Annotated in this window: 20 protein-coding genes; 10 read left to right on the plus strand and 10 right to left on the minus strand. The window is 60.6% G+C overall.

Going from position 1 to position 25,411, the window contains the following annotated elements; genetic code table 11:
• Window positions 1-29: 29 nt before the first annotated feature.
• Window positions 30-353 (plus strand): heavy metal-binding domain-containing protein, encoded by a 324-nt coding sequence (locus FJU30_RS07375; RefSeq protein ID WP_150434343.1) that lies wholly within the window; start codon window positions 30-32, stop codon window positions 351-353.
• 50 nt (window positions 354-403) lie between these two features.
• Window positions 404-1,237, plus strand: coding sequence for an N-acetylmuramoyl-L-alanine amidase (locus FJU30_RS07380; RefSeq protein ID WP_150434344.1), 834 nt, complete (start codon window positions 404-406; stop codon window positions 1,235-1,237).
• A 506-nt stretch (window positions 1,238-1,743) separates the two neighbouring features.
• Here the strand turns inward: FJU30_RS07380 and FJU30_RS26775 are convergent.
• From FJU30_RS26775 to FJU30_RS07405, 4 genes are all read right to left on the minus strand, one after another.
• The gene (locus FJU30_RS26775; protein WP_191091544.1) at window positions 1,744-1,917 is read right to left on the minus strand and encodes a hypothetical protein; all 174 of its coding nucleotides are present in this window, start codon (window positions 1,915-1,917) and stop codon (window positions 1,744-1,746) included.
• Window positions 1,868-2,875: an NADH oxidoreductase gene (hcr, locus tag FJU30_RS07395; RefSeq protein ID WP_150434347.1), complete on the minus strand. Its 1,008-nt coding sequence runs from the start codon at window positions 2,873-2,875 to the stop codon at window positions 1,868-1,870. The genes FJU30_RS26775 and hcr overlap by 50 nt, the downstream gene beginning before the upstream one ends.
• 37 nt (window positions 2,876-2,912) lie before the next feature.
• Window positions 2,913-4,565, minus strand: a complete 1,653-nt coding sequence (hcp, locus tag FJU30_RS07400) for a hydroxylamine reductase (protein WP_150434348.1) — start codon at window positions 4,563-4,565, stop codon at window positions 2,913-2,915.
• Window positions 4,566-4,731: 166 nt separating this feature from the next.
• A complete protein-coding gene (locus tag FJU30_RS07405; RefSeq protein WP_223881520.1) occupies window positions 4,732-5,637 on the minus strand; it encodes a lysine exporter LysO family protein in 906 nt (301 codons plus the stop codon).
• Window positions 5,638-5,802: 165 nt separating this feature from the next.
• Between FJU30_RS07405 and FJU30_RS07410 the strand changes: the two genes are divergently transcribed.
• Window positions 5,803-7,464, plus strand: coding sequence for an ATP-dependent nuclease (locus FJU30_RS07410; protein WP_150434350.1), 1,662 nt, complete (start codon window positions 5,803-5,805; stop codon window positions 7,462-7,464).
• Between the two features lie 101 nt (window positions 7,465-7,565).
• Here FJU30_RS07410 and cspD read toward each other — a convergent pair whose 3' ends face one another.
• Window positions 7,566-7,787 (minus strand): cold shock-like protein CspD, encoded by a 222-nt coding sequence (gene cspD / locus FJU30_RS07415; RefSeq protein WP_150434351.1) that lies wholly within the window; start codon window positions 7,785-7,787, stop codon window positions 7,566-7,568.
• 337 nt (window positions 7,788-8,124) lie between these two features.
• On the opposite strand from cspD, the gene clpS reads away from it, so the two are divergent.
• A complete protein-coding gene (gene clpS, locus FJU30_RS07420; RefSeq protein ID WP_150434352.1) occupies window positions 8,125-8,445 on the plus strand; it encodes an ATP-dependent Clp protease adapter ClpS in 321 nt (106 codons plus the stop codon).
• 27 nt (window positions 8,446-8,472) lie between these two features.
• Complete coding sequence (clpA, locus tag FJU30_RS07425) at window positions 8,473-10,749, plus strand: ATP-dependent Clp protease ATP-binding subunit ClpA (protein ID WP_150434353.1); 2,277 nt, start codon at window positions 8,473-8,475, stop codon at window positions 10,747-10,749.
• Between the two features lie 395 nt (window positions 10,750-11,144).
• Here the strand turns inward: clpA and infA are convergent, their stop codons facing one another.
• From infA to trxB, 5 genes are all read right to left on the minus strand, one after another.
• Window positions 11,145-11,363: a translation initiation factor IF-1 gene (gene infA / locus FJU30_RS07430; RefSeq protein WP_002211347.1), complete on the minus strand. Its 219-nt coding sequence runs from the start codon at window positions 11,361-11,363 to the stop codon at window positions 11,145-11,147.
• A gap of 226 nt (window positions 11,364-11,589) precedes the next feature.
• Window positions 11,590-12,294, minus strand: coding sequence for a leucyl/phenylalanyl-tRNA--protein transferase (aat, locus tag FJU30_RS07435; RefSeq protein WP_150434354.1), 705 nt, complete (start codon window positions 12,292-12,294; stop codon window positions 11,590-11,592).
• A 78-nt stretch (window positions 12,295-12,372) separates the two neighbouring features.
• On the minus strand, window positions 12,373-14,094 hold the full coding sequence (gene cydC / locus FJU30_RS07440) for a heme ABC transporter ATP-binding protein/permease CydC (RefSeq protein ID WP_191091557.1): 1,722 nt from the start codon (window positions 14,092-14,094) through the stop codon (window positions 12,373-12,375).
• A 26-nt stretch (window positions 14,095-14,120) separates the two neighbouring features.
• Window positions 14,121-15,887: a heme ABC transporter permease/ATP-binding protein CydD gene (gene cydD / locus FJU30_RS07445; protein WP_150434656.1), complete on the minus strand. Its 1,767-nt coding sequence runs from the start codon at window positions 15,885-15,887 to the stop codon at window positions 14,121-14,123.
• Between the two features lie 252 nt (window positions 15,888-16,139).
• A complete protein-coding gene (trxB, locus tag FJU30_RS07450) occupies window positions 16,140-17,099 on the minus strand; it encodes a thioredoxin-disulfide reductase (RefSeq protein ID WP_150434356.1) in 960 nt (319 codons plus the stop codon).
• A gap of 701 nt (window positions 17,100-17,800) precedes the next feature.
• Between trxB and lrp the strand changes: the two genes are divergently transcribed.
• The 5 genes from lrp to serS all read left to right on the plus strand — a co-directional run bounded on the left by lrp (window position 17,801) and on the right by serS (window position 25,363).
• Entirely contained in the window at window positions 17,801-18,295 is a 495-nt protein-coding gene (gene lrp / locus FJU30_RS07455; protein WP_005967536.1) for a leucine-responsive transcriptional regulator Lrp, read from the plus strand.
• A gap of 116 nt (window positions 18,296-18,411) precedes the next feature.
• On the plus strand, window positions 18,412-21,816 hold the full coding sequence (locus FJU30_RS07460; protein WP_223881521.1) for a DNA translocase FtsK 4TM domain-containing protein: 3,405 nt from the start codon (window positions 18,412-18,414) through the stop codon (window positions 21,814-21,816).
• A gap of 180 nt (window positions 21,817-21,996) precedes the next feature.
• Window positions 21,997-22,608: an outer membrane lipoprotein chaperone LolA gene (gene lolA / locus FJU30_RS07465; RefSeq protein WP_150434358.1), complete on the plus strand. Its 612-nt coding sequence runs from the start codon at window positions 21,997-21,999 to the stop codon at window positions 22,606-22,608.
• 9 nt (window positions 22,609-22,617) lie between these two features.
• Window positions 22,618-23,961, plus strand: a complete 1,344-nt coding sequence (locus FJU30_RS07470) for a replication-associated recombination protein A (RefSeq protein WP_150434359.1) — start codon at window positions 22,618-22,620, stop codon at window positions 23,959-23,961.
• Window positions 23,962-24,067: 106 nt separating this feature from the next.
• Window positions 24,068-25,363, plus strand: coding sequence for a serine--tRNA ligase (gene serS / locus FJU30_RS07475; protein WP_150434360.1), 1,296 nt, complete (start codon window positions 24,068-24,070; stop codon window positions 25,361-25,363).
• Window positions 25,364-25,411: the final 48 nt, after the last annotated feature.

The following is a 25,411-nucleotide window of genomic DNA, read 5'->3' on the forward strand; positions in this document are numbered from 1 at the left end:
CTTTATTTATCAATCATAAGGAGTTATCGATGCAACTATCCACAACGCCGGAACTGCAGGGCTGGACTATTACGGAATACTGCGGCGTGGTGACCGGCGAAGCGATCCTCGGCGCTAATGTGTTTCGCGATTTTTTCGCCGGGATTCGCGATATCGTCGGCGGACGTGCGGGCGCTTATGAAAAGGAGCTGCGCAAGGCGCGCCAGATCGCCTTTCGCGAGATGGAGGAGCAGGCGGCGGAACTGGGCGCCGACGCCGTCGTCGGGATTGATATCGATTATGAAACCGTGGGTAAAGGCAGCAGTATGCTGATGGTCACCGTCAGCGGTACGGCCGTTAAAGTCCGCCGTTGATGAGCGCGGGGGACGTGTTGCAACGGCGTCGGACCGTCAGGCCGCGCGCTTTGATGCGCTGGAGCGCCGGCCTGCTGGCGCTGCTGGCGCTGGCCGGCTGCCAGTCGGATTCGCGACTGGCCGACCGAGGCAGTTATCTGCTGAATAGCGCGCAGCAGGCCAAAAGGCAGGAGGCGCGCATTCGTTTCCTGGTGATTCACTATACGGCGGGGGATTTTCCTGCTTCGCTGTCGGTACTGACGGATGAACATGTCAGCGTCCATTATCTGATACCCGCCGCGCCGCCGCGCGTGGCCGGCAAACCGGTGGCCTGGCAATTGGTGCCGGAGAGCGAGGCGGCCTGGCACGCCGGCGCCAGCTACTGGCGCGGCTACAGCCGGCTGAACGCCACTTCGGTGGGCATTGAACTGGAAAACGCCGGTTACTACGCCACCCTTACCGGCTGGCGCGGAGCGCCGTTTCCGCCGGCGCAGATCGCCCTGCTGATCGATATCGCCCGGGAGATCGTCGCGCGTTACCACATCGCGCCGGTGAACGTGGTGGCGCACAGCGATATCGCGCCGCAGCGTAAACAGGATCCCGGCCCGCTGTTTCCCTGGCGTGCGCTGGCGCAGGCCGGTATCGGCGCCTGGCCGGACGAACAGCGCGTGGCGCAGCGGCTGCTGGGGCGGCGCCCGGATCAGCCGGTGGCGACGGAGGCGCTATTAAGCAAGCTGCAGCGCTATGGCTATGAGGTCGATGCGCGGATGGATGAGCGGCAGCGGCGGCGGGTGATCGCCGCTTTCCAGCTGCATTTCCGGCCGGGCGACCATCGCGGGCTGGCGGATGCGGAAACGGAAGCCATCGCCGATACGCTGCTGGAGCAGTACGGTGCCGGCGGCTGACGCCGGCGAGCGCGTTCAGGCCGGCGCCGCGTCGCCCGGCAGCCGGCAACTGCAGGCCAACACATACCCCTGACTGATCTCCTGTTCCGTCAGCGTGCTGGCGTAGTACGGTGCCGGCGGCTGACGCCGGCGAGCGCGTTCAGGCCGGCGCCACGTCGCCCGGCAGCCCGTAAGCGGACCAGCGTATACCGCCGGCTGATGTCCTGTTCTGTCAGCGTGCTGGCGTAGTACGGTGCCGGCGGCTGACGCCGGCGAGCGCATTCAGGCCGGCGCCGCGTCGCCCGGCAGCCGGCAACTGCAGGCCAACACATACCCCTGACTGATCTCCTGTTCCGTCAGCGTGCTGGCGTAGTACGGTGCCGGCGGCTGACGCCGGCGAGCGCATTCAGGCCGGCGCCACGTCGCCCGGCAGCCGGTAAGCGGACCAGCGTATACCGCCGGCTGATGTCCTGTTCTGTCAGCGTGCTGGCGTAGTACGGTGTCGGCGGCAGACCCGGCGAGCGCGTTCAGGCCAGCACCACGTCGCCCGGCAGCCGGCAACGGCGGGCCAGCGTATACCGCCGGCTGATGTCCTGTTCCGTCAGCGTGCTGGCGTAGTACGGTGCCGGCGGCAGACCCCGGCGAGCGCGTTCAGGCCAGCACCACGTCGCCCAGCAGCCGGCAACTGCAGGCCAACACATACCCCTGACTGATCTCCTGCTCCGTCAGCGTGCTGGTGCTGATGGTTGTATAGCGGCCGTGCAGGATGCGGGTCCTGCAACTGCCGCAGACGCCCGTGCGGCAGGCGGCTTGCACCGCTATCCGGTGGCTTTCCAGCGCGGTCAGCAGGTTGCTGCCGGCCGGCGCCGACAGTACGCGCGGCGGCTGGCCGAGCGTCAGCGTTATCCTCTCGCCCGTGGTCATCGGTTCCTCCTCCCCGGCGTGGAAATATTCTTTGAACAGGCGTTCCGGCGCGACGCCGGCCTGCAGGCAGAAACGCGTGGCCTGCGCCATATAGGGCGCGGGGCCGCAGATCATTACCGCGCGGCCGGCGATATCCGGCGCCTGGCGCCGCAGTACGGCCGGCGTCAGACGGCCGGGCAGGATTTCGCCCCCGGCGCCGCGTTCCGCTATCAGCGTCAGCGTTAAACGTGCGCGGTAACGCCGGCGCAGCGCTTGCCATTCGTCGGCGAAAATGATCTGTTGCGGGTCACGCACGTTGTATATCACCTGAATGTCGACCTGCGGCCGCCGCGTCAGCAGCCAGCGGCACATGGCGATAATCGGCGTGACGCCGCAGCCGGCGGCCAGCATCAGATAGCGTTCGCTTGCTGTATGGACGCAGGTAAACTCGCCGCGCGCGTCGGACAGCCAGAGTTCATCGCCGGGCTGAACGTCGCGTGTCAGCCAGCGTGAGCCGATGCCGTTGGCGAGGCGCCGCACGGTCAGGGTGATGAAACGACTCAGGCCGGGCGATGACGAGAGCGTCAGAGGGCGCAGGGTCTGCGCGCTGCCGGCGATGCTGACCAGCGCGTGCTGGCCGGGCAGGTAAGGATAAAAATCATGATTAATCAGCGACAGCGTCCAGACGTCGGGCGTTTCCTGCCGCACGCTGTGCACCTGCATGCGGTTGGGACACTGCGGGGTTGGCATGGCCATAGGGCTTTCTCCATCAGGGGGCGGGTCGGCACCCCTGTCAATCGGCAAGGATGGCGTTCAAATCCTGCTCCGCCGTGCTGATGGAACGCATACCGAATTTTTCGCTCAGAATAGCCAGCAGATTATCGTTCAGGAACGCCGGCGCGGTTGGGCCGGTATAAATGTTCTTCACGCCGAGCGACAGCAGCGTCAGCAGGATGACGATCGCCTTCTGTTCAAACCACGAAAGAACCAGACTCAGCGGCAGATCGTTGACCCCGCAGCCCAGTTTTTCCGCCAGCCGCACCGCCAGCATAATCGCCGCGTAGGCGTCGTTGCACTGGCCGACGTCCAGCAAACGCGGCAGGCCTTCGAGCGTGCCGAAATCCAGCTTATTGAAACGGTATTTGCCGCAGGCCAGCGTCATGATCAGGCAGTCCGGCGGGATGCTGCGCGCCATATCGGTATAGTAGCTGCGCTCGTCCCGGCTGCCGTCGCAGCCGCCGACCAGAAACACATGGCGCAGTTTGCCGTCGGCCACCAGCTCGATCACGCGGTCGGCGGCGTCGAGCAGGGTCCGGCGCCCAAAGCCCACGGTAATCTGATGTTCGATCTCGCTATAGGGGAAGCCCGGCAGCGCGCGGGCCTGCGCGATCACCGGGCCGAAATCGTCGCCGTTCAGGTGACGCACGCCCGGCCAGCCGACGATGCTGCGCGTCCAGATGCGTTCGCTATAGCGGCCGACGTTCGGATCGATAATGCAGTTGGACGTCATAACGACAGGGCCGGGAAATTTCGCGAATTCGCTTTGCTGATTCTGCCAGCCGCTGCCGTAGTTGCCGACCAGATGAGGGAAATGCTTTAGCGCCGGGTAGCCGTGCGCCGGCAACATTTCGCCGTGGGTATAGACGTTGATTCCGCTGTCGCGGGTCTGTTCCAGCAGATGGTGTAAATCGTTCAGATCATGGCCGGAAATTAGGATCGCTTTGCCGGCCACCGGCCGCACATTGACCGCCGTCGGCCGCGGATCGCCGTAGGTCTGGGTTGCGCCGCGATCCAGCAGCGCCATAATCTGGAAATTCATCTGGCCGATGGCCATCGCGTTAGTCAGCAAGAGTTCGATGTCGGCAGGCTGCGTGCCCAGCCATGCCATCAGCGCATGGTAGCGGGCATAGATCTGCTCGTCGTACTGGCCGAGCACGTACGCGTGCTCCATATAGGCCGCCGCGCCTTTCAACCCGTACAGGCACAACATGCGCAGACCATGCACGTCGTCGCCCGTCTCGGCTCTGTCGCGGTCCGGCGCGAACAGGGCGGCCTGCCGCCGCAGGCTGGCGCGATCGTCGTCCGTCAGCTCAAGCGCGGCCAGAGGGTGTTCGACGGCGATGCCGTTATCAAGCGTCCGGCAGCGCGCCGCCAGCGCATCACGCAGCGTAATGGCCTGGCGAGTGTAATCGATGATGCGCGCCGGGTCGAAATTGACGTTGGTCAGCGTGGCGAAGAAGGCGCGCGGCGCGAAGCTGTCCGTCAGGCGATCGACGATACCCAGCGCGCGCGCCTGCAGCGCCCAGGCGGACAGTCCCTGCAATACCGCGACCAGCAGATCCTGCAGGTCAGAGGTTTCCGCCGTTTTTCCGCACATGCCCTGCGCATATGCACAGCCGTTGCCGGCCGGCGTACGGATGGTTTGCTCACATTGCACACAAAACATAATCGCCTCTTAAAGTTGTATTTTAAATGCCTGTTTAAGAGCATAAAGCCGCCGGTAAAAGCTAAAAAGGCTTTTTTAATGCAACATTAAAGAGAATTGATGTAGCGCAATTTTAGCGGCGGTAATGAAACTCACTCTCAGTTATCCGCCGCTAAGGACTGGCCGGTCAGGCGGAAAACAGCGCGATCAGCAACGGCGAGAGCAGACTGAGTAAAAAACCGTGCACGATAGCCGCCGGCACCATTTCGGTGCCGCCGCTGCGCTGCAGCACCGGCAGAGTAAAATCCATCGAAGTGGCGCCGCACAGGCCCAGGGCGCTATTGCGCCGGTGTTGAATCAACGTCGGGATCAGCATGATAGCCAGCAGTTCGCGCGCCAGATCGTTGAAGAAGGCGGCGCTGCCGAGCACCGGCCCGTAAGCCTCGGTCAGCATAATGCCGGAGAGTGAATACCAACCGTAGCCGGAGGCCATCGCCAGCCCGGTTTTCACCGGCAGTCCGGCGAGCCAGGACGCCAGCACGCCGCCGGCCAGCGCGCTGATGCAGACCACCAGCGCCACCAGCATGCCGCGCGGGTTAATCACGATCTGCCGCAGCGTCATGCCGCTGTTGCGCAACTGAATTCCGACCAGAAACAGCAAGAACAGCAGGGCGTATTCGCTGCCGGCCAGAGCATGGGTCAGCAACGGAAGATGGGACAGACCAAGCAGGAAGCCGCCGCCCACTACCGCGCACAGCTTCAGCGACTCAAGGATCATATGCAGCCGGGAAGGCAGCGCTTCCTGCTGGTGGTGGTGAGGACGCCACGGACGACGTTTTTCCAGCAGCCACAGCGCCAGCAGGTTGGCGGCGATAATGCAGACTAAAAAGGTGGCGGTATAGCGGGATATCAACAGCAGATTGCTGCCCAGATTATCCAGAAAGGCCAGACTGATACCCATCAGGAACAAAATAACGTACACCATCCAGCTTAATAGCCGGTTAATCAGCCGCAACAGCGCAGCGCGACGCAGCGGCAACAGGTAGCCGATCAGCAGCGGCAGTATAATGATTAATAATCCTGACCAGGTCACAGAATCTACATCCTTAGGGTGAAAATGCCGCCGGGGGAAAAGCGAAATGACATAATCTTTTAAAATTAAACAAATTACCACACCGGGTAAAGTGCTATGTTGCATGGCAATGTGCCGATCCCGGATGGGAATGCGCTCTGGCAGTCAATTGCCGCAGGAGGCTGGATGTATCTGGAAAATGTGGAAATTGTCGGATTTCGCGGTATTAACCGCCTGTCGCTGATGCTGAATGACAACACTATGTTAATCGGCGAGAACGCATGGGGGAAGTCCAGCCTGCTGGATGCGCTGTCGCTGCTGCTTTCTCCCTCGTTGCCGCTGTATCACTTTTCGCTGCAGGATTTCCACTTTCCGCCCGGCGACGAAAACCGACGCGAGCGTCACCTGCACATTATTTTCACTTTCCGCGAGTCGCAGCCCGAACGTCATTTGGCGCCGCGTTATCGCGCGCTGTCGCCGCTGTGGATTCAGGACGACGAGCGAGTGCGACGTATTTTCTATCGGCTGGAGGGCGAGCTGGATGAGAACCAGTCGGTCTCGACGTGGCGCAGTTTTCTTAACGGCGACGGCGATGCGCTCAGCCTGGACCATATCGACCGTCTGGTGCGCCATCTGGTGCGCCTGCATCCTGTGCTGCGGCTGCGCGATGCGCGCTTTAACCGGCGCTTGCGCGCCGCGCCGGAGCCGGTGGCGCAAAGCGAGGCGCATGAGCAACTGGCTGAGGCCTATGAGCAACTGAGCGGCGCGCTGGCTCAGGATCCGCAGCGGCTAACCGATCGCGACCTGCGCCAGGGAATGGCCGCCATTCGCCAGTTGCTGGAGCACTATTTTTCCGCCCAGAGCGCCGGCGAAGATCGCCAGCCGCGCCGCCAGGCGCAGATATACGACGGTCAGGTCTGGCGCTCGCTGGATAATATTAACCGCATCATCGCCGCGTCCGGCAACCGCAGCAGCCGAATTATCCTGCTGGGGCTGTTTTCCACGCTGCTGCAGGCGAAGGGCGCGGTGGAGTTGGATCCTAACGCGCGGCCGCTGCTGTTGATCGAAGACCCGGAAACGCGCTTGCATCCAATCATGCTGTCGGTGGCCTGGGGGCTGCTCACCCAACTGCCGCTGCAGAAAATCACCACCACCAACTCCGGCGAGTTGCTGTCGCTGGTGCCGTTCGAACAGGTCTGCCGTCTGGTGCGAGAATCGGCGAAGGTGGCCACCTACCGTACCGGCGTCGGCGAACTTAGCGCGGAGGACAGCCGACGTATTACCTTTCATATTCGCCTGAACCGGCCCGCCGCGCTGTTTGCGCGCTGCTGGCTGCTGGTGGAGGGGGAAACGGAAGTCTGGATGCTGAACGAACTGGCGCGCCAGTGCGGCCACCATTTTGAGGCGGAAGGGATCAAGATCATTGAGTTCGCCCAGTCCGGCCTGCGGCCGCTGATTAAGTTCGCCCGACGTATGGGTATTGAGTGGCATGCGCTGGCCGACGGCGACGACGCGGGGAAAAAATATGCCGCCACCGCGCGCAGCCAGATCGATGAAACGGGGCGGCGCGAACGCGATCACCTGACCATGTTGCCGGCGCTGGATATGGAACATTTTATGTACCGCGAAGGTTTTCGCGCGGTCTATCACCGGGTGGCCGGCGTACCGGACAACGCGCCGTTGTCGGCGCGCAAGGTGATAATCAAAGCCATTCACCGCACGTCTAAACCCGATCTGGCGATTGAAGTGGCGCTGGCGGCGGCCCGTCAGGGAAATGAGTCCGTTCCCGCCTTGATTCGCAGCATGTTTTCGCGCGTGCTGTGGCTGGCGCGCGGCCGCGCCGACTGAGCCGGGCCGCCGATAAAAAAATGCCGGCCGCGCGGGACCGGCATTTTTGTTTATATTATCCGTCGGGGTTGAGATAGCCTTATTGCGTCACTATATCTGTATCAGACGGAAGGTTCCGTGGTGAGCGGCACAATAAGGCTGGCGTGGTTGCCTTTGGGTCCCTGGTGCGTATCGAATCTGACAAGCTGCCCTGCTTTCAGCGTTCGGTAACCATCCATCTGGATGGTGGAGTAGTGGGCAAAGATATCTTCACCGCCGCCTTCCGGACAAATAAATCCAAAACCTTTGGCATTATTGAACCATTTAACAGTACCCGTCTCCATGCTTTACATCCTTCGCAAGCGTATACGTTAAGTGAGGTTATTTGGTCAGAGTGAATATCGGTGATTAAAATATCACCAGCTCACCGGCTACACTCTAGAGCAACGAAAAGTGACGTCAAGAGTCTGGCTTTTTAAGGTGGCGATCAGTTTGTCAAACTTTGATACAGATAACGCTATTGGGCAACGTTCGCCCGCTGATTCGCGCAGGATATCGACCTGGTCCGGGCAGAGAATTGCGTTCAGGCATGGCAAAATAAAAACCAGCCGTGCTACTGTTTAGCAGGATAAGGCACGATGATCGATGTAATAACCGTCTTCAGACGAGATTAGGCAGACAATGGGAAACAACAGTACACGGCCGCTTTCCGACCAGGTGGCCGAAGAACAACGTGTTGAAGCGCTTCGGCCGCCATCGATGTATAAAGTGATATTGAACAACGATGACTATACGCCGATGGAATTTGTTATTGACGTTCTGCAAAAGTTCTTTTCTTATGATATTGAACGTGCAACGCAACTGATGCTTACGGTGCACTACCAGGGCAAAGCCATTTGCGGCGTTTTTACCGCGGAAGTGGCGGAAACCAAGGTTGTACAGGTAAACCGTTACGCCAGAGAGAATGAGCATCCATTGCTCTGTACGCTGGAAAAGGCCTGATGTGGCAATTTATAGGGGGAGGTGCCTATGCTCAATCAAGAACTCGAACTCAGTCTTAACATGGCGTTCGCCAGAGCGCGTGAGCACAGACATGAGTTTATGACCGTGGAGCACCTGTTGCTGGCGTTGCTCAGCAACCCGGCCGCGCGCGAAGCGCTGGAAGCCTGCACCGTGGATTTAGTGGCCTTGCGTCAGGAACTGGAAGCTTTTATCGAGCAGACCACCCCAACGCTGCCTGCCACCGAAGAAGAGCGCGAGACTCAGCCAACGCTTAGCTTCCAGCGCGTGCTGCAGCGGGCGGTGTTCCACGTTCAGTCCTCCGGGCGCAACGAAGTCTCCGGCGCCAATGTGCTGGTCGCGATTTTCAGCGAGCAGGAGTCGCAGGCCGCCTATCTGCTGCGTAAGCATGATGTCAGCCGGCTCGATGTGGTGAACTTTATTTCCCATGGTACGCGTAAAGAAGAGTCCGGCCCGGCATCCGGTTCGGAAAATCCTGTCAATGAAGAGCAGGCCGGAGGCGAAGAACGTATGGAAAACTTCACCACCAATCTGAACCAACTGGCGAAGGTGGGCGGCATCGATCCGCTGATTGGCCGTGACAAAGAGCTGGAGCGCACCATCCAGGTGTTGTGCCGGCGTCGTAAAAACAATCCGTTGCTGGTGGGCGAGTCCGGCGTCGGCAAGACCGCCATCGCTGAAGGGCTGGCGTGGCGCATCGTGCGCGGCGACGTGCCGGAGGTAATGGCCGACTGCACTCTCTATTCGCTGGATATCGGTTCGCTGCTGGCGGGCACTAAGTATCGCGGCGACTTCGAGAAACGTTTTAAAGCGTTGCTGAAACAGCTGGAGCAGGATCGCAACAGCATCCTGTTTATCGATGAGATCCATACCATCATCGGCGCCGGCGCGGCGTCCGGCGGGCAGGTCGACGCCGCCAACCTGATCAAACCGCTGCTGTCCAGCGGCAAGATCCGGGTGATCGGCTCGACGACCTATCAGGAGTTCAGCAATATTTTTGAGAAGGATCGGGCGCTGGCGCGTCGTTTCCAGAAAATCGACATCACCGAGCCGAGCGTCGAGGAAACGGTGCAGATTATTAATGGTCTGAAACCGAAGTACGAAGCGCACCATGACGTGCGCTATACCGCGAAAGCGGTGCGGGCGGCCGTGGAGCTGGCGGCGAAATACATCAATGACCGTCATCTGCCGGATAAGGCGATCGACGTTATCGATGAGGCGGGCGCGCGCAGTCGGCTGATGCCGGTCAGCAAGCGCAAGAAAACGGTCAACGTGGCGGACATCGAATCCGTGGTGGCGCGTATTGCCCGTATTCCGGAAAAAACCGTCTCGGCCAGCGATCGCGACGTGCTGAGAAATCTGGGCGATCGGCTGAAAATGCTGGTGTTTGGCCAGGACAAAGCCATCGAGGCCCTGACCGAAGCGATCAAGATGAGCCGCGCCGGGCTGGGGCAGGAGCGTAAACCGGTCGGCTCGTTCCTGTTCGCCGGGCCGACCGGCGTGGGTAAAACGGAAGTCACGCTGCAGCTGGCCAAAGCGCTGGATATTGAACTGCTGCGCTTCGATATGTCCGAGTACATGGAACGGCACACGGTCAGCCGTTTGATCGGCGCGCCTCCCGGCTACGTCGGTTACGATCAGGGCGGTCTGCTGACCGACGCGGTGATTAAACATCCGCACTCGGTGCTGCTGCTTGACGAGATCGAAAAAGCGCACCCGGACGTGTTCAACCTGCTGCTGCAGGTGATGGATAACGGTACGCTGACCGACAACAACGGGCGCAAAGCGGACTTCCGCAACGTGATCGTGGTGATGACCACTAACGCCGGGGTGCGTGAAACGCAGCGTAAATCCATCGGTCTCATTCAGCAGGACAACAGCACCGATGCGATGGAAGAGATCAAAAAGATCTTTACGCCGGAATTCCGCAACCGTCTGGACGGCATTATCTGGTTCAATCACCTGTCGAGCGAAGTGATTCAGCAGGTGGTGGATAAATTTATCGTTGAGCTGCAGGCGCAGCTGGATGCGAAAGGCGTATCGCTGGAAGTCAGCGATGACGCGCGCAACTGGCTGGCGGAGAAAGGTTACGACAAGGCGATGGGCGCGCGGCCGATGGCGCGCGTGATGCAGGAAAGCCTGAAAAAACCGCTGGCCAACGAGCTGCTGTTCGGCTCGCTGGTTGACGGCGGCGCGGTGCAGGTTGAACTGGATCAGGAAAAACAGGAGTTGACCTATCGTTTCCTCAGCGCGCGTTCGCACAAAGCGGAAGGCGCGGTTCACTAACTTTTTTCTGACGCGATAGAAAAGCGGTGCCCCGGCACCGCTTTTTTTGTCTGCCTTAAACCATTTCCTGGAAGGTGGCGATTGTTCCTGTCGGGCTATAGCCCGAAGACAGCCGATGAGGAAATGTTTCGCTTTACGCCGGGATGCATCCGGAGATGCAGCGACGTTTCTTTATCGGCAATGCACTCAGGAACAACGCTAAGGTATGGCGGATAAGCGTTTTAGCTCCGTTTTAGCGGGCCGCGTCAAAACCGCCCATTATGAAGGCGGTTTTTTGCTGTCAGTCATCCGTGGCGGCGTGGATATAGCAAAACGCCCTTGCCGCTACTCCGGCAAGGGCATCGAGGGATACATCCTCAGGGATCGCCTTCTTTCAGCGACAGGTGAGCCGGCGCTTAGCGGCTACGGAAGACAATGCGGCCTTTGCTCAGGTCGTACGGGGTCAGCTCTACAGTGACTTTGTCACCCGTCAGGATGCGGATATAGTTTTTACGCATTTTACCGGAGATATGAGCGGTAACCACGTGTCCGTTTTCCAGTTCAACACGGAACATGGTATTTGGCAGCGTATCTAGCACGGTGCCCTGCATTTCAATATTGTCTTCTTTGGCCATCGAATCCTCTGGGTTTACTACCATGGTTTTTAACCGGCAAGATAATGCCGAAAAACCCACATTATGTAAAGAAGTGTTGATAAACTGAACATCATTTATCGGTTATCTACCCTCGGCTGCAGGCCGACGCGGCGTCGGCTTTTCTCTCCGCGCGACTGACGATCTCAGCGCCTGAAGCGGGGTTTGCCCGGCGCCCGTCTGCATCCTGAAGGTTATTGGGTCGTGGTTATGGCGTCGGCGCACTCAGCGTTTGCGGCTGCCAGCAGCGCACGCTGATCTCCTGCTGCCGCAACGCCGCCAGATAGCGCAAAAAACGCAGACGGGGAATTTCCCTCACGCCCAGCGAAGCGGTGTGCGCATTCAGTACCTGGCAGTCGATCAACTGGCCGCCATAACGAATAAAATGGTGCTGGAACGTCAGCAGCGCGTATTTGGAGGCATTATCGCTGCGGCTGAACATCGACTCGCCGCAGAACAGCGCGCCCTGCGCTACGCCATACAGGCCACCAACAAGGCGGCTATTCTGCCACACTTCGACCGAATGTGCTTGTCCTAACGTATGTAACTGACAATAAGCCTGAATTATCTCCGCCGAGATCCAGGTGCCGTCATGGTGTTCCGTCGCGCAGGCGCCGATTACCCCGGGAAAGGCCTGGTTGAGCGTTACCTGATAATCGTGACGGCGCAGGAATTTTTTCAGACTGCGGCTGAGATGAAATTCGCCGGGGAATAGCACCGCGCGCGGATCCGGCGACCACCACAGGATTGCGTCGCCGGGGGAATACCAGGGGAAAATGCCCTGTTGATAGGCCGCCGTCAGGCGTTCGGGCGACAAATCGCCGCCGAACGCCAGCAGCCCGTTAGGTTCGCGCAGCGCAGCGGCGGGATCGGGAAAATGCAGCGAATGAGGCGAAAGCTGAATCAGTTGCATAATATTCTGCACCGAATGTTGTCAATGCCAGCGCCGGCGGTATCCCGCCGCGCGGCGCGGCGGGATATGCCCCGACGATCAGAGATGTTGATAGAACTGCCAGTAACGGCCCCGCTGCGCCAGCAATTGCCGGTGGCTGCCCTGTTCAATAATTTGTCCATCATCCATTACGCAAATGTTGTCCATCGTGGCCAGTTCATGCAAGCGATGGGTGACGACAATCAGCGTTTTATGCCGACAGTGCTGGCGCAGCAGGGCCAGAATATGGCGTTCTGTCGCGGCATCCAGCCCTTCGGTTGGCTCATCGAGCAGCACCAGCGGGGCGGGATGCAGCAGCGCGCGCGCGATGCCGATACGCCGCTGTTCGCCGCCGGATAGCTGGCGTCCCCCTTCGCCCAGCCAGGCGTTGAGGCCTTCGTTATCCAGCAGTTTCTCCAGTCCGGTCTGGCGCAGCAGCAGTTCCAGTTGGCGATCGTCGGCCTGCGGCGCCGCCAGCAGCAGATTGTCGCGCAGCGTGGCGCTAAAGATATGCACCCGCTGCGGTACGACGCTCATCATGGCGCGCAGGCTGGCTTCTGACCAGCGCGCCAGCGGCTGATCGTTGAGGCGAATCTCTCCCTCGCTGCAGTCCCAGGCGCGAGTCAGCAACTGCAGCAGGGTCGATTTCCCGCAGCCGGTGCGGCCGAGCAGCGCGATATGCTCGCCCGGGCGCGCCGTCAGCGAAACGTTGCGCAGCGCCGGCTGCGGCTGATGCGGCCAGCCGAAGCCGACGTTATCCAGCGTCAACGTCGCATCTTTGGCGACGGCGGGGCCAGCGGCGGGAAAGCTGACCGCCGGCGGCTGGCGGATTAGCTGGCTGACGCGGCTGGCCGAGGCGATCACCTGACCCATATGCTGGAAGGCGGCGCTGACCGGGCCGAGCGCTTCGAACGCGGCCAGCGAGGCGAAGACGAACAGCGCGATCAGCGCGCCGGGCTGGGCGTCGCCGCCGATGCCGCTGGCGGCCAGCCACAGGATGAGCGTAACGGTCAGTCCGGTCGCCAGGATCAGCAGCGACTGCGACAGTCCGCTCAGGTTCGCCTGTTGTTGTTGACGCTTCAGCCAGCGCTGTTCGATGTCGTCCAGCCGCTGGCGAAACGCGTCCAGCGCGCCAAAAATCGTCAGTTCGGCCTGGCCCTGCAGCCAGATGGTCAACTGGGTGCGATATTGCGCGCGCAGTTCGGTCAGATCCTGGCCGATCGGCCGACCGGCGCGGTAAAACGCCACCGGCAGGATGAGCAGCAGCGCCAGCATTATCGCGCCCAGCGTCAGCGCCAGTGCGGCGTCCAGCCAGCTCAGCCCCCAACTGACTAGCGCGATCACCGCCAGCGCGCTGAGTAACGGCGACAGCACGCGCAGATAAAGGTGATCGAGCGTATCGACGTCGGCGACCAGCCGGTTGAGCAATTCGCCCTGGCGAAAGCGGGCAATGCCGCCCGGCGACAGCGGCAGAATACGGGAGAAGGTGAAGACCCGCAGATGTTGCAATACCCGGAAGGTGGCGTCGTGGCTGACCAGCCGTTCCGCGTAGCGTCCGGCGGTGCGCGCTATCGCCGCGCCGCGCACTCCGGCGGCCGGCAGCATATAGTTAAAGGTGAGCAAACCGGCCAGGCCGGCCAGCGCCGAGCCGGCCAGGAACCAGCCCGACAGGGTAATCAGACCGATGCTGGCCAGCAGCGTGACTACCGCCAGCAGGATCCCCAGACTCAGACGCCAGATATGGCGGCGGTACAGCGCCAGATAAGGGCGCAGTATCCTCAGAGCGTTAGGTTTATTCGTACGCATAATCACAGATCTCCCTGGCGCTGAGCGAGCAGAGTGGCGAACGGTCCGGGTCGGGCGCTCAGACTGGCGTAGTCGCCCTGCTGGATGATGTCGCCTGCCGCCATGACCCACACCTCGTCATAATCGATGGTTTCCGCCAGTTGGTGGGTGACCAGCAGCGTGGTTTGCCGACGCGCCGCGTGATTGAGCGCGGCCATCACCCGCTGCTCGCTGTGGCTGTCGAGGCTGGCGGCCGGTTCGTCCAGCAGCAGCAGGCGGCCGGGCGAGAGCAGGGCGCGGGCGACGGCCACGCGCTGCGCCTGGCCGACGGACAGGCGGGCGGCGCCGTCGCCGAGCGGCGTATCCAGACCCTGCGGCAGCAGCGGCAGGAATTCGGACACCCCGGCGCGATCCAGCGCCTGGCGCAACGCTTCATCGTCGGCGTCTGGCCGGCCGAGCAAAATATTGGCGCGCAGAGTTTGCGCCGGCAGATGCGGATTCTGGCCGACCCAGTTAATCGCCTCGCGCCATGCCGCCGGCGCCAGCGTATTAAGTTCGACGCCGTTGACGGTCAGCGAACCGCGGTACGGCAGAAAACCCAGCAGCAGATTCAGCAGCGAACTCTTGCCCGCGCCGCTGACGCCGACGAGGGCAATGCGTTTGCCGCCGTCGAGGCTGAAATTGAGCGGTCCGGCCAGCGTGGCGCCGGACGGCGACAGGATCACCAGATCGCGGGCGGTCAGCGCGAGCGGCTGATCGTCCGTCAGACGCTGTCGCCCGCCGTTGATGCGCTCGCCCTCGGCCGACAAAAAGGTTTCCAGCGCTTCGGCCGCGCCGATCGCCTGCGCTTTGGCGTGATAAAAGGTGCCGAGATCGCGCAGCGGTTGAAAAAATTCAGGCGCGAGGATTAACACCAGAAAACCGGCGGACAGCGTGACGCCGGTGCCGTAATGACCGAAATTCAGTTCGCCCAGATAGGAAAAGCCAAAATAAACCGCCACCACGGCGATGGAGATCGAGGCGAAGAATTCCAGCACGCCGGAGGACAGAAATGCCATGCGCAGCACTTCCATGGTGCGGCGGCGGAAGCTTGCCGAGGCGGCGCGGATCTGTTCGGTTTCCGCCGCGCCGCGATGAAATAGCCGCAGCGTTTCCAGGCCGCGCAACCGATCGAGAAAATGACCGCTCAGACGCGACAACGCCAGGAAGTTACGCCGGTTGGCATCGGCGGCGCCCATGCCGACCAGCGCCATAAACAGCGGGATCAGCGGGGCGGTCAGCAGCAGGATCAGGCCGGCGGCCCAGTTGACCGGAAATACGGCCGCCAGAATCAGCAGCGGCACCAGCGCGGCCAGATACATTTGCGGCAGATAGCGGGCATAGTAATCCTGCATATCCTCGATTTGTTCCAGAATAATGGTTGCCCAGCTGCCGGCGGGTTTTCCCTGAATCCAGGCCGGCCCGAGCTGCTGCAGTTTATCCAGCACCTGACGACGGATCTGCTGGCGTATGATCCGGCCGCAGATGAAACCGACCCGTTCGCGCAGCGCGCTAAACAACGCGCGTAGCGCAAAGGCGAGGATCAATAACAGGAAATCGTTCTGTAAGGAGGAAGTTGGTCGGTGATCAATAATCAGCGCCTGCAGCAGCGACGCCAGCAGCCAGGCCTGGGCCACGATCAGCAGTCCGCTGATAAAGCCAAGGAGGAGTGAAATCCGCAGCCAGCGGCGTGCCAACCCGCTTTGCCGCCTGAGCCAGTGGGTTAATTCCTGTTGTCTGGTTTTTTTCATCATGTACCAGTTATATGCAGGTGAAGCGTGGTGTTAATAAAAAATAACGCTTATATAACCATTACTTAACACTACGTCGACACAATGATTTAAGTGCCGCCATGTTACCTTTTCGGCGCGGCGCTGCAAACGAAAAGCCATGTCCGGCGATGATGCAATGTGACCGGCCAGGGAGAAAATATGGGGAAAGAGGCGGAGAAGGCCGCCCGGCGCGGCAATAAGCCGCGCCGGGCGGAAAAACGGCGGGAGTGATTACTCGTTGCCCAGACCGTCCAGGTAACGTTCGGCGTCCAGCGCGGCCATGCAGCCGGTGCCGGCCGAGGTGATCGCCTGACGATAGATATGATCCATGACGTCGCCGGCGGCGAATACGCCCGGAATGCTGGTCTGCGTGGCGTTGCCGTGAATACCGGACTGCACCTTAATATAGCCGTTTTCCAGCGCCAGCTGACCGTCGAAGACCGCGGTATTGGGGCTGTGGCCGATAGCGATAAAGACGCCGGCCAGCTCCAGCTGTTCGGTGGCGTCGCTGTTCACGTCGCGCAGGCGCACGCCGGTCACGCCCATGTCGTCGCCCAGCACTTCGTCCAGCGTACGCCCGGTGTGCAGAACGATATTGCCGCTGTTGACTTTGTCCATCAGCCGGTCGATGAGGATTTTCTCCGCGCGAAAGCTGTCTCGCCGGTGTACCAGGTGCACTTCGGCGGCAATGTTGGACAGGTACAGCGCTTCCTCAACGGCGGTATTGCCGCCGCCGACCACCGCGACTTTCTGCTGGCGATAGAAGAAGCCGTCGCAGGTGGCGCAGGCGGACACGCCTTTGCCTTTAAAGGCTTCTTCCGACGGTAAGCCGATGTAGCGCGCCGATGCGCCGGTGGCGATGATCAGCGCGTCGCAGCTGTACACTTCACTGTCGCCGTACAGGCGGAAAGGACGAGTCTGCAGATCCACGCGTTGGATATGATCGAAAATGATCTCGGTATTAAATTTTTCCGCGTGCGCGTGCATGCGTTCCATCAGCAGCGGACCGGTGAGATCGCTGGCGTCGCCCGGCCAGTTTTCAACTTCGGTCGTCGTGGTTAACTGCCCCCCTTGTTCCATGCCGGTAATCAGCACGGGGTTTAAGTTGGCCCGGGCTGCATACACGGCGGCGGTGTAGCCAGCCGGTCCCGAACCTAAAATCAATAATTTACTGTGTTTAGCGCTACTCATGCATTCCTCAACTTCGCCATGGCGGTTATCAGAGACGATTGTAAGGAAAATAGGCGATTAAAAAAAGCGTGCAACAAAGTTGTGATCAATTTGTTTAATCGGGCTGGCCGATGGCGACGTCTGTTCCGCCGTCGCCCGCACGGGCGGCCGGACAGCGTTTACTGCGCGTTTCGCCAGCGTAAAACCTGTCTGCCTGACGGCCGGATTCGGTTAAGCTGGTACTTTCTTCTGATTTTAGTTGTTTTACTTTGACAATCGGCTGGGCTTTTGCGAAAACATCAGAGGAAGAGAAGATTTTTTGTATGTTGACATTGCTGTGTGCTGACCGTTAACCAACTGATTTTTATTGGCGGGCAAAATTGTAACGGCGATTGTGCCATGGATAAAAAGCCGTTGTCCCGGCGGACGGAGTTTGTCGTGCCGGCCAGTAAAGAAGTCGCCAGGAAATTTCAGACTGCGGCGCAGCGCAACTAAGCGGGTATCCGGCGATTTAGTGCGTTAATCGGCCGGGACGAAAAACTTGTCGGCAGCAGATTTGCATGCGCCTTCAGCCAGAAAGATGACGGGGAGGGCTGGGGTGAATGCGCGCCGTTGGCGACATACAGAAATCAGACAGTGGATCTTCTTTTTGGGCAGCCCTGATACATTGAAGTTGGTCGGGGGTAGCAGGTGCAGGGAAGGAATCGAGAGAGACAATAATAATGGTAGACACGAAAAAACGTCCGGGAAAAGATCTTGATCGTATCGATCGCAATATCCTGAACGAATTACAGAAAGATGGTCGTATTTCGAATGTCGAGCTTTCCAAACGCGTCGGGCTGTCGCCCACACCTTGCCTGGAGCGGGTGCGTCGTCTGGAACGGCAGGGTTTTATTAATGGCTACACCGCGCTGTTGAATCCGCATTATTTGGATGCCTCGCTGTTGGTTTTCGTTGAGATTACTCTGAATCGTGGGGCGCCGGATGTGTTCGAACAGTTTAATTCGGCGGTGCAGAAGCTGGAAGAGATTCAGGAGTGTCATCTGGTGTCCGGGGATTTCGACTATCTGCTGAAAACCCGCGTGCCGGATATGTCCGCTTACCGTAAGCTGCTGGGCGAAACGCTGCTGCGCCTGCCGGGTGTTAACGATACCCGTACCTATGTTGTGATGGAAGAAGTGAAGCAGAGCAACCGTCTGGTCATTAAGACCCGGTAAAAGGTCGGGATGCAAAACCCGGTAAATTCAGTTACACTCCTGTGAATATGTACAGTTTAGCGCCGGGCCTATCTCGGCGTTTTGCTATCCACTCTTACAGGACCCTGGAGAGCCTCTTGAGCCAGGAATACACAGAAGATAAAGACGTCACGCTGAGGAAGCTCAGCGGCGGACGTCGGTTACTTGAAGCGGCATTGATCGTTGTGGCGCTCTTTGCCGTTTATTTAATGGTTTCGCTGGTCAGTTTCAGCCCTTCCGATCCCAGTTGGTCACAGACGGCCTGGCATGAGCCGATTCATAATCTGGGCGGCGGCGTCGGCGCATGGCTGGCGGATACGCTGCTGTTTACTTTCGGCGTGCTGGCTTACGCTATTCCCGTGGTGATTGTCTGTTTGTGCTGGGCGGTTTTTCGCCAGCGCGATCGACAGGACCATATCGATTACTTTACCTTTTCTCTGCGCCTCATCGGCACGCTGGCGCTGATCCTGACCTCCTGCGGTCTGGCGGCGTTGAATATCGACGATCTGTACTATTTCGCTTCCGGCGGCGTGCTGGGCAGTCTGCTCAGCAGCGCGATGCTGCCGCGCTTTCACACCTCCGGCGCCACGCTGGTGCTGCTGTGCGTGTGGGCGGCCGGGTTAACTCTGTTTACCGGCTGGTCCTGGCTGACGATTGCGGAGAAGATCGGCGCGGCGGTGTTTGCCTGTCTGACCTTCTTCACCAACCGCTCGCGTCGCGATGATGATGAGCTGCGGCAAGAGGCGGCGGACGACGGTCTTGTCGCCGAAGAACGCGCCGGTGCGCCGGCCAATGACGACGATGTGCTGTTCTCCGCGCCGGCGGCGACAGAGCCTCCGTCCGCCGACGAGGTTCGCGAGGACGGGGATAAGGATGAAAATAATGCGCCGTCGCCTGGGCCTGCCTCCCCGCAGGCCGGCGCCGCATCGCCGCTGGCTGCCGCACCTGCTACTGCCGCATCGTCGCTGGTTTCCGCACCTGCCGCCGCCGCATCGCCGCTGGCTGCCGCACCTGCTGTCGCTGCGCCGGGCGCCGTATTGGACGCGGCTCCGGTCGATGCTGTTCCGGTCGCCGCTCCGCTGGCGCCGCAAACCGCGCCGGCCGTAGAGGATGACGGCGCCGGAGTGCCGCCGCTGTACGCGTTTGAACTGCCCGACGCGGCGTCGACCGCCGGCGCCTCCGGGCTCGGCGGTAGCGCGGATCAGGGGGGGGAGAGCGAGCCGGCCGGGCAGGACGACGACTTCAGCGCGAGCTATACCTTTATGCCGGCGTTTAGCGCGGCGCAGGACGATAATCCGCAGGTCAAACAGGGCATCGGCCCCGAACTGCCGCGGCCCAATCCGGTGCGTATTCCAACCCGACGCGAACTGGCCTCGTGGGGAATCAAGCTGCCGTCGCAGCGTCATGCCGAAGAGCAACAGACGCATGATGAGCCTAATCTCACGCCGGACGACGAGCTGACGCCGGCACAATCCTATACGCCGCATTCCGCCCCGGCGCCGCTGACGCCGGAAGAGGAAAACGCGCGCCAGCAAGCGGAACTGCAGCAGGCGTTCCTTGCGCAGCAGCGCCAGCGTTATGGCGATAACTATGCGCAGCGCGAAACGGATGAAGATGCGTTGCAACAGGCCCGGTTGACGCGCGACCTGGCCCAGCGCGAGGCGGAACGCGCAGCGCTGGCGTCGGCCGCCGGTCTGGCGTCGCAGACGGCCGCGGAGCCTTATAGCGCCGCCGGCGCCGCGCCGCTCGCCGATGACGCGCGGCCCGCGCCGTCGCTGTCGTTTTCCGCCCGCTCCGATGCGGCGCAGGCCGACGAGCCACCCGCTGACCATCCGTCGTCGCCGCAACCGACTCAACCTGCTTATGCTACGCCGGCCGCCGCAGAGCAAGCGCCGTCAGGCTATCCGCCGCCGCCCGCCGCGGCAACGGCGCCAGAGGCCGCGCCGGCCGAACGAGCGCCGGAAATGGAAGGATTGATTCACCCCTTTTTGATGAGAAACGAGCGGCCGCTGCAGAAGCCGACTACGCCGCTGCCGACGCTGGATCTGTTGACCGAGCCGCCGGCAAGCGAAGCGCCGGTTGACGATTTTGCGCTGCAGCAAACTGCCCGGCTGATTGAAGCGCGGCTGGCTGATTATCGGGTCAAGGCGACGGTGGTCGATCAGTCGCCGGGGCCGGTTATCACCCGCTTCGAGCTGGATTTGGCGCCGGGAGTGAAAGCGGCGCGCATCTCCAATCTGGCGCGCGACCTTGCCCGCTCTCTGTCGGTGGTGGCGGTGCGTATTGTCGAGGTGATTCCCGGCAAGCCGTACGTCGGGCTTGAACTGCCCAATAAGCACCGGCAGACCGTTTACCTGCGCGAGGTGCTGGACTGCGCGCGTTTCCGCGATAATCCGTCGCCGCTGTCCGTGGTGCTGGGGAAAGATATCGCCGGTCAGCCGGTGGTGGCCGATCTGGCGAAGATGCCTCACCTGCTGGTGGCCGGTACCACCGGTTCCGGTAAGTCGGTGGGCGTCAACGCGATGATTATCAGCATGCTGTATAAAGCCACGCCGGAAGAAGTGCGCTTTATCATGATCGACCCGAAAATGCTTGAGCTGTCGGTATATGAAGGCATTCCGCATCTGCTGACCGAAGTGGTCACCGATATGAAAGACGCGGCCAACGCGTTGCGTTGGTGCGTCGGCGAGATGGAACGCCGCTATAAACTGATGTCGGCGCTTGGCGTGCGCAACCTGTCCGGCTATAACGAGCGCGTGCTGCAGGCCAACGCTATGGGGCGGCCGATTCCCGATCCGTTCTGGAAACCGGGCGACAGTATGGACACCACGCCGCCGGTGCTGGAAAAACTGCCTTATATTGTGGTGATGGTGGATGAGTTTGCCGACCTGATGATGGCGGTTGGTAAGAAGGTGGAAGAGCTGATCGCCCGTCTGGCGCAGAAAGCGCGCGCCGCCGGTATTCACCTTGTGCTGGCGACGCAGCGTCCGTCGGTGGATGTGATCACCGGCCTGATCAAGGCCAACATCCCGACCCGCATCGCGTTTACCGTTTCCAGTAAAATCGATTCGCGCACCATCCTCGATCAGGGCGGGGCCGAGTCGCTGCTGGGCATGGGCGATATGCTGTATATGGCGCCGAACTCTTCGATTCCGGTGCGCGTGCACGGCGCGTTCGTCCGCGATCAGGAAGTGCATGCGGTGGTGCAGGACTGGAAGGCGCGCGGTCGGCCGCAGTATATCGACAGCATCATTACCGCCGGTGAGGAAAGCGAAGGCGGGCTGGGACTGGATGGCGATGAGGAGCTGGATCCGCTGTTCGATCAAGCCGTGGCTTTCGTGGTGGATAAACGCCGGGCGTCGATTTCCGGCGTACAGCGCCAGTTCCGCATCGGCTATAACCGCGCCGCGCGCATCGTCGAGCAGATGGAAGCGCAGGGTATCGTCAGCCCGCCGGGCCATAACGGCAACCGCGAAGTGCTGGCGCCGCCGCCGGGCGAATAACCCCCTTCTCTGAGGGCGTCGTTCCGGCGCCCTTGTGCAAAGATGCGTAAAACGGTCTCAGGTGCAGACAATTCTCCTGCCCTGCGGGCTTAGCTTCGGCTACAGTAAGCGGCGTTGGCATGACTATATTCGCTTCACAGGGAACATGCCGTGAAGCCGGGAGCTTAAGGGGCTTTTGTGATGAAAAAAATTTTAGTGGCTTGTTGTGTGATCACCGGTCTGGTTTCCAGCGCGGTTTATGCTGATGCGGTCAGCGATTTGCAAGGCCGTCTGAGTAAGGTCAACAGTTTCCACGCGCGCTTTAACCAGACCGTCACCAGCGCCGACGGCGCCGCGGTACAGGAAGGCGAAGGCGAGCTGTGGCTAAAACGACCGAATCTTTTTAACTGGAAAACCACCGCGCCGGATGAAAACGTGCTGGTGTCCGACGGCAAGACGCTGTGGTTCTATAATCCCTTTGTCGAGCAGGTGACCGCCACCTGGCTGAAGGACGCGACCGGCAATACGCCGTTTATGCTGATTGCCCGCAATAGCGCCAGCGACTGGCAGCAGTATAATGTCCGTCAGCAAGGCGACGCCTTCTCTCTGACGCCGAAGGCGGCCAGCGGCAACCTGAAGCAGTTCGCCATTACCGTAACCAACAGCGGCACAATCAAAGCGTTTATCGCCACCGAGCAGGATGGTCAGCGCAGCGCCTGGGTGCTGAAGGACCAGCAGAATGGCGCGGTGGATGCCGCTAAATTTACCTTTACCCCGCCGAAAGGCGTGGCGCTGGACGATCAACGTCAGTGAGAGGTGCCCGTGAGTAATATGTCGCTGGATTTTTCCAGTAATGAATTCCAGCCGCTGGCCGCGCGAATGCGGCCGGCGACGCTGGCGCAGTATATCGGTCAGCAGCATCTGCTGGGCGCCGGCAAACCGCTGCCGCGCGCTATCGAGGCCGGCCAGCTTCACTCGATGATTTTGTGGGGGCCGCCGGGCACCGGCAAAACCACGCTGGCCGAATTGATCGCTCATTACGGCAAAGCCGACGTGGAGCGTATTTCGGCGGTGACCTCGGGCATCAAGGAGATCCGCGAGGCGATCGAACGCGCGCGGCAGAACCGTAATGCCGGCCGCCGCACCATTCTGTTTGTCGATGAAGTCCATCGTTTTAATAAAAGTCAGCAGGATGCCTTTCTGCCGCATATTGAAGACGGCACCATCACGTTTATCGGCGCCACCACGGAAAACCCGTCGTTTGAACTGAACTCCGCGCTGTTGTCGCGCGCGCGCGTCTATTTGCTGAAAGCGTTGAGCCGCGAAGATATCGAGCAGGTACTGGACCAGGCGATGCAGGATCGCGAACGCGGCCTGGGCGGGCAAAACCTGGTGCTGACCGAGGAGACGCGCCGTATGCTGGCCGAACTGGTGAGCGGCGACGCCCGCCGGGCGCTCAACAGTCTGGAGATGATGGCGGATATCGCGCAGGCCGATGCGCAGGGGCAGCGTACGCTGACGCCGGAGCTGTTGCGCGAGGTGGCGGGCGAACGCAGCGTTCGTTTCGATAATAAGGGCGATCGCTATTACGATCTTATCTCCGCCCTGCATAAATCCGTGCGCGGGTCGGCGCCTGATGCGGCGCTATACTGGTACGCGCGGATTATCACCGCCGGCGGCGATCCGCTGTACGTCGCCCGTCGGCTGCTGGCCATCGCCTCGGAGGACGTCGGCAACGCCGATCCGCGCGCCATGCAGGTGGCGATTGCCGCGTGGGATTGCTTCACCCGCGTCGGCCCGGCGGAGGGCGAACGCGCCATCGCCCAGGCGATTGTCTATCTGGCCTGCGCGCCGAAAAGCAACGCGGTCTACACCGCGTTCAAGGCCGCCCTGCAGGACGCGCGCGACAAGCCGGATTACGACGTGCCGGAACATCTGCGCAACGCGCCGACCCGGTTGATGAAGGAAATGGGGCTGGGTGCAGAGTACCGCTACGCGCACCACGAACCCAACGCCTATGCCGCCGGCGAAAGCTATTTCCCGTGCGAAATGGCGGAAACGCGCTACTATATGCCGAGTTCGCGCGGGCTGGAGGGGAAAATCGGCGAAAAGCTAGCCTGGCTTGCTACGCAGGATCAAAATAGCCCGATAAAACGCTACCGCTGAATCTGACGTTGCGGTAAGGTTAGCAGGAAATTTTTTGACGCCCGGCCCTGCCGCAGAGCCGTGTATCGCCATCATTCCATCTGAAAATCATAAGCACAGGATTAGCATGCTCGATCCCAATTTACTGCGTAATGAGCTAGACGCAGTCGCCGAAAAGCTACTGGCTCGTAGAGGTTTTAAACTGGATACGGAACTTTTACGTCAGCAGGAAGAACGCCGTAAAGTTCTACAGGTAGAAACGGAAAATCTGCAGGCCTTACGCAATTCCCGATCGAAAGAGATTGGAGCAGCCAAAGCGCGCGGTGAAGATATTGAGCCGCTGCGGCAAGAAGTGAACGCTTTAGGTGAAAAGCTGGATAGCGCGAAGACGGAGCTGGAACAGCTGCTGAATGAGATCCGCGCGCTGGCGCTGACCATTCCCAACCTGCCCGATGACGTGGTGCCGCTGGGTAAGGATGAAAATGATAACCAGGAAGTCAGCCGCTGGGGCGAGCCGCGCCAGTTTGATTTCCCGGTGCGCGACCACGTTGAACTGGGCGAAATGGCGCACGGCGTGGATTTCGCCGCCGGCGTTAAGCTGGCCGGCGCGCGTTTTGTGGTGATGAAAGGGCAGATCGCCCGCCTGCACCGCGCCATTGCGCAGTTTATGCTGGACCTGCACACCGGCCGACACGGTTATCAGGAGGCTTACGTGCCTTATCTGGTCAACCATGAAACGCTGTACGGTACCGGCCAGTTGCCGAAATTTGGCGAAGATCTATTCCACACCCGGCCGCTGAGCGAAGAGGCGGAAACCAGCAATTACGCGCTGATCCCGACGGCGGAAGTGCCGCTGACCAATCTGGTGCGCGACGAGATCCTGGAAGAAGAGTCCCTGCCGCTCAAAATGACCGCGCATACCCCTTGTTTTCGTTCCGAGGCGGGTTCTTATGGCCGGGATACCCGCGGCCTGATCCGTATGCATCAATTCGATAAAGTGGAAATGGTGCAGATTGTACGGCCGGAAGATTCGATGCAGGCGCTGGAAGAATTGACCGCCCATGCCGAAACGGTGTTGCAACTGCTGAATCTGCCGTACCGTAAAGTGCTGCTGTGCACCGGCGACATGGGCTTTGGCTCCTGCAAAACGTACGATCTGGAAGTCTGGCTGCCGGCGCAAAACACCTATCGTGAGATTTCTTCCTGTTCCAATATGGGGGATTTCCAGGCGCGCCGTATGCAGGCTCGCTGCCGCAGCAAAACCGAGAAGAGACCGCGCCTGGTGCACACTCTGAATGGCTCCGGCCTGGCGGTGGGGCGCACGCTGGTCGCCGTGCTGGAAAACTATCAGCAGGCCGACGGCCGGATCGAAATCCCGCAAGCGCTGCGTCCTTATATGGGCGGCGCGGAATTTATCGGTTGAGCGCCTTCTCTCGTTAGTCCGTTTTCCGCAGCGTCCGCTCAGGGCGCT

This window comes from Affinibrenneria salicis, from assembly GCF_008710095.1.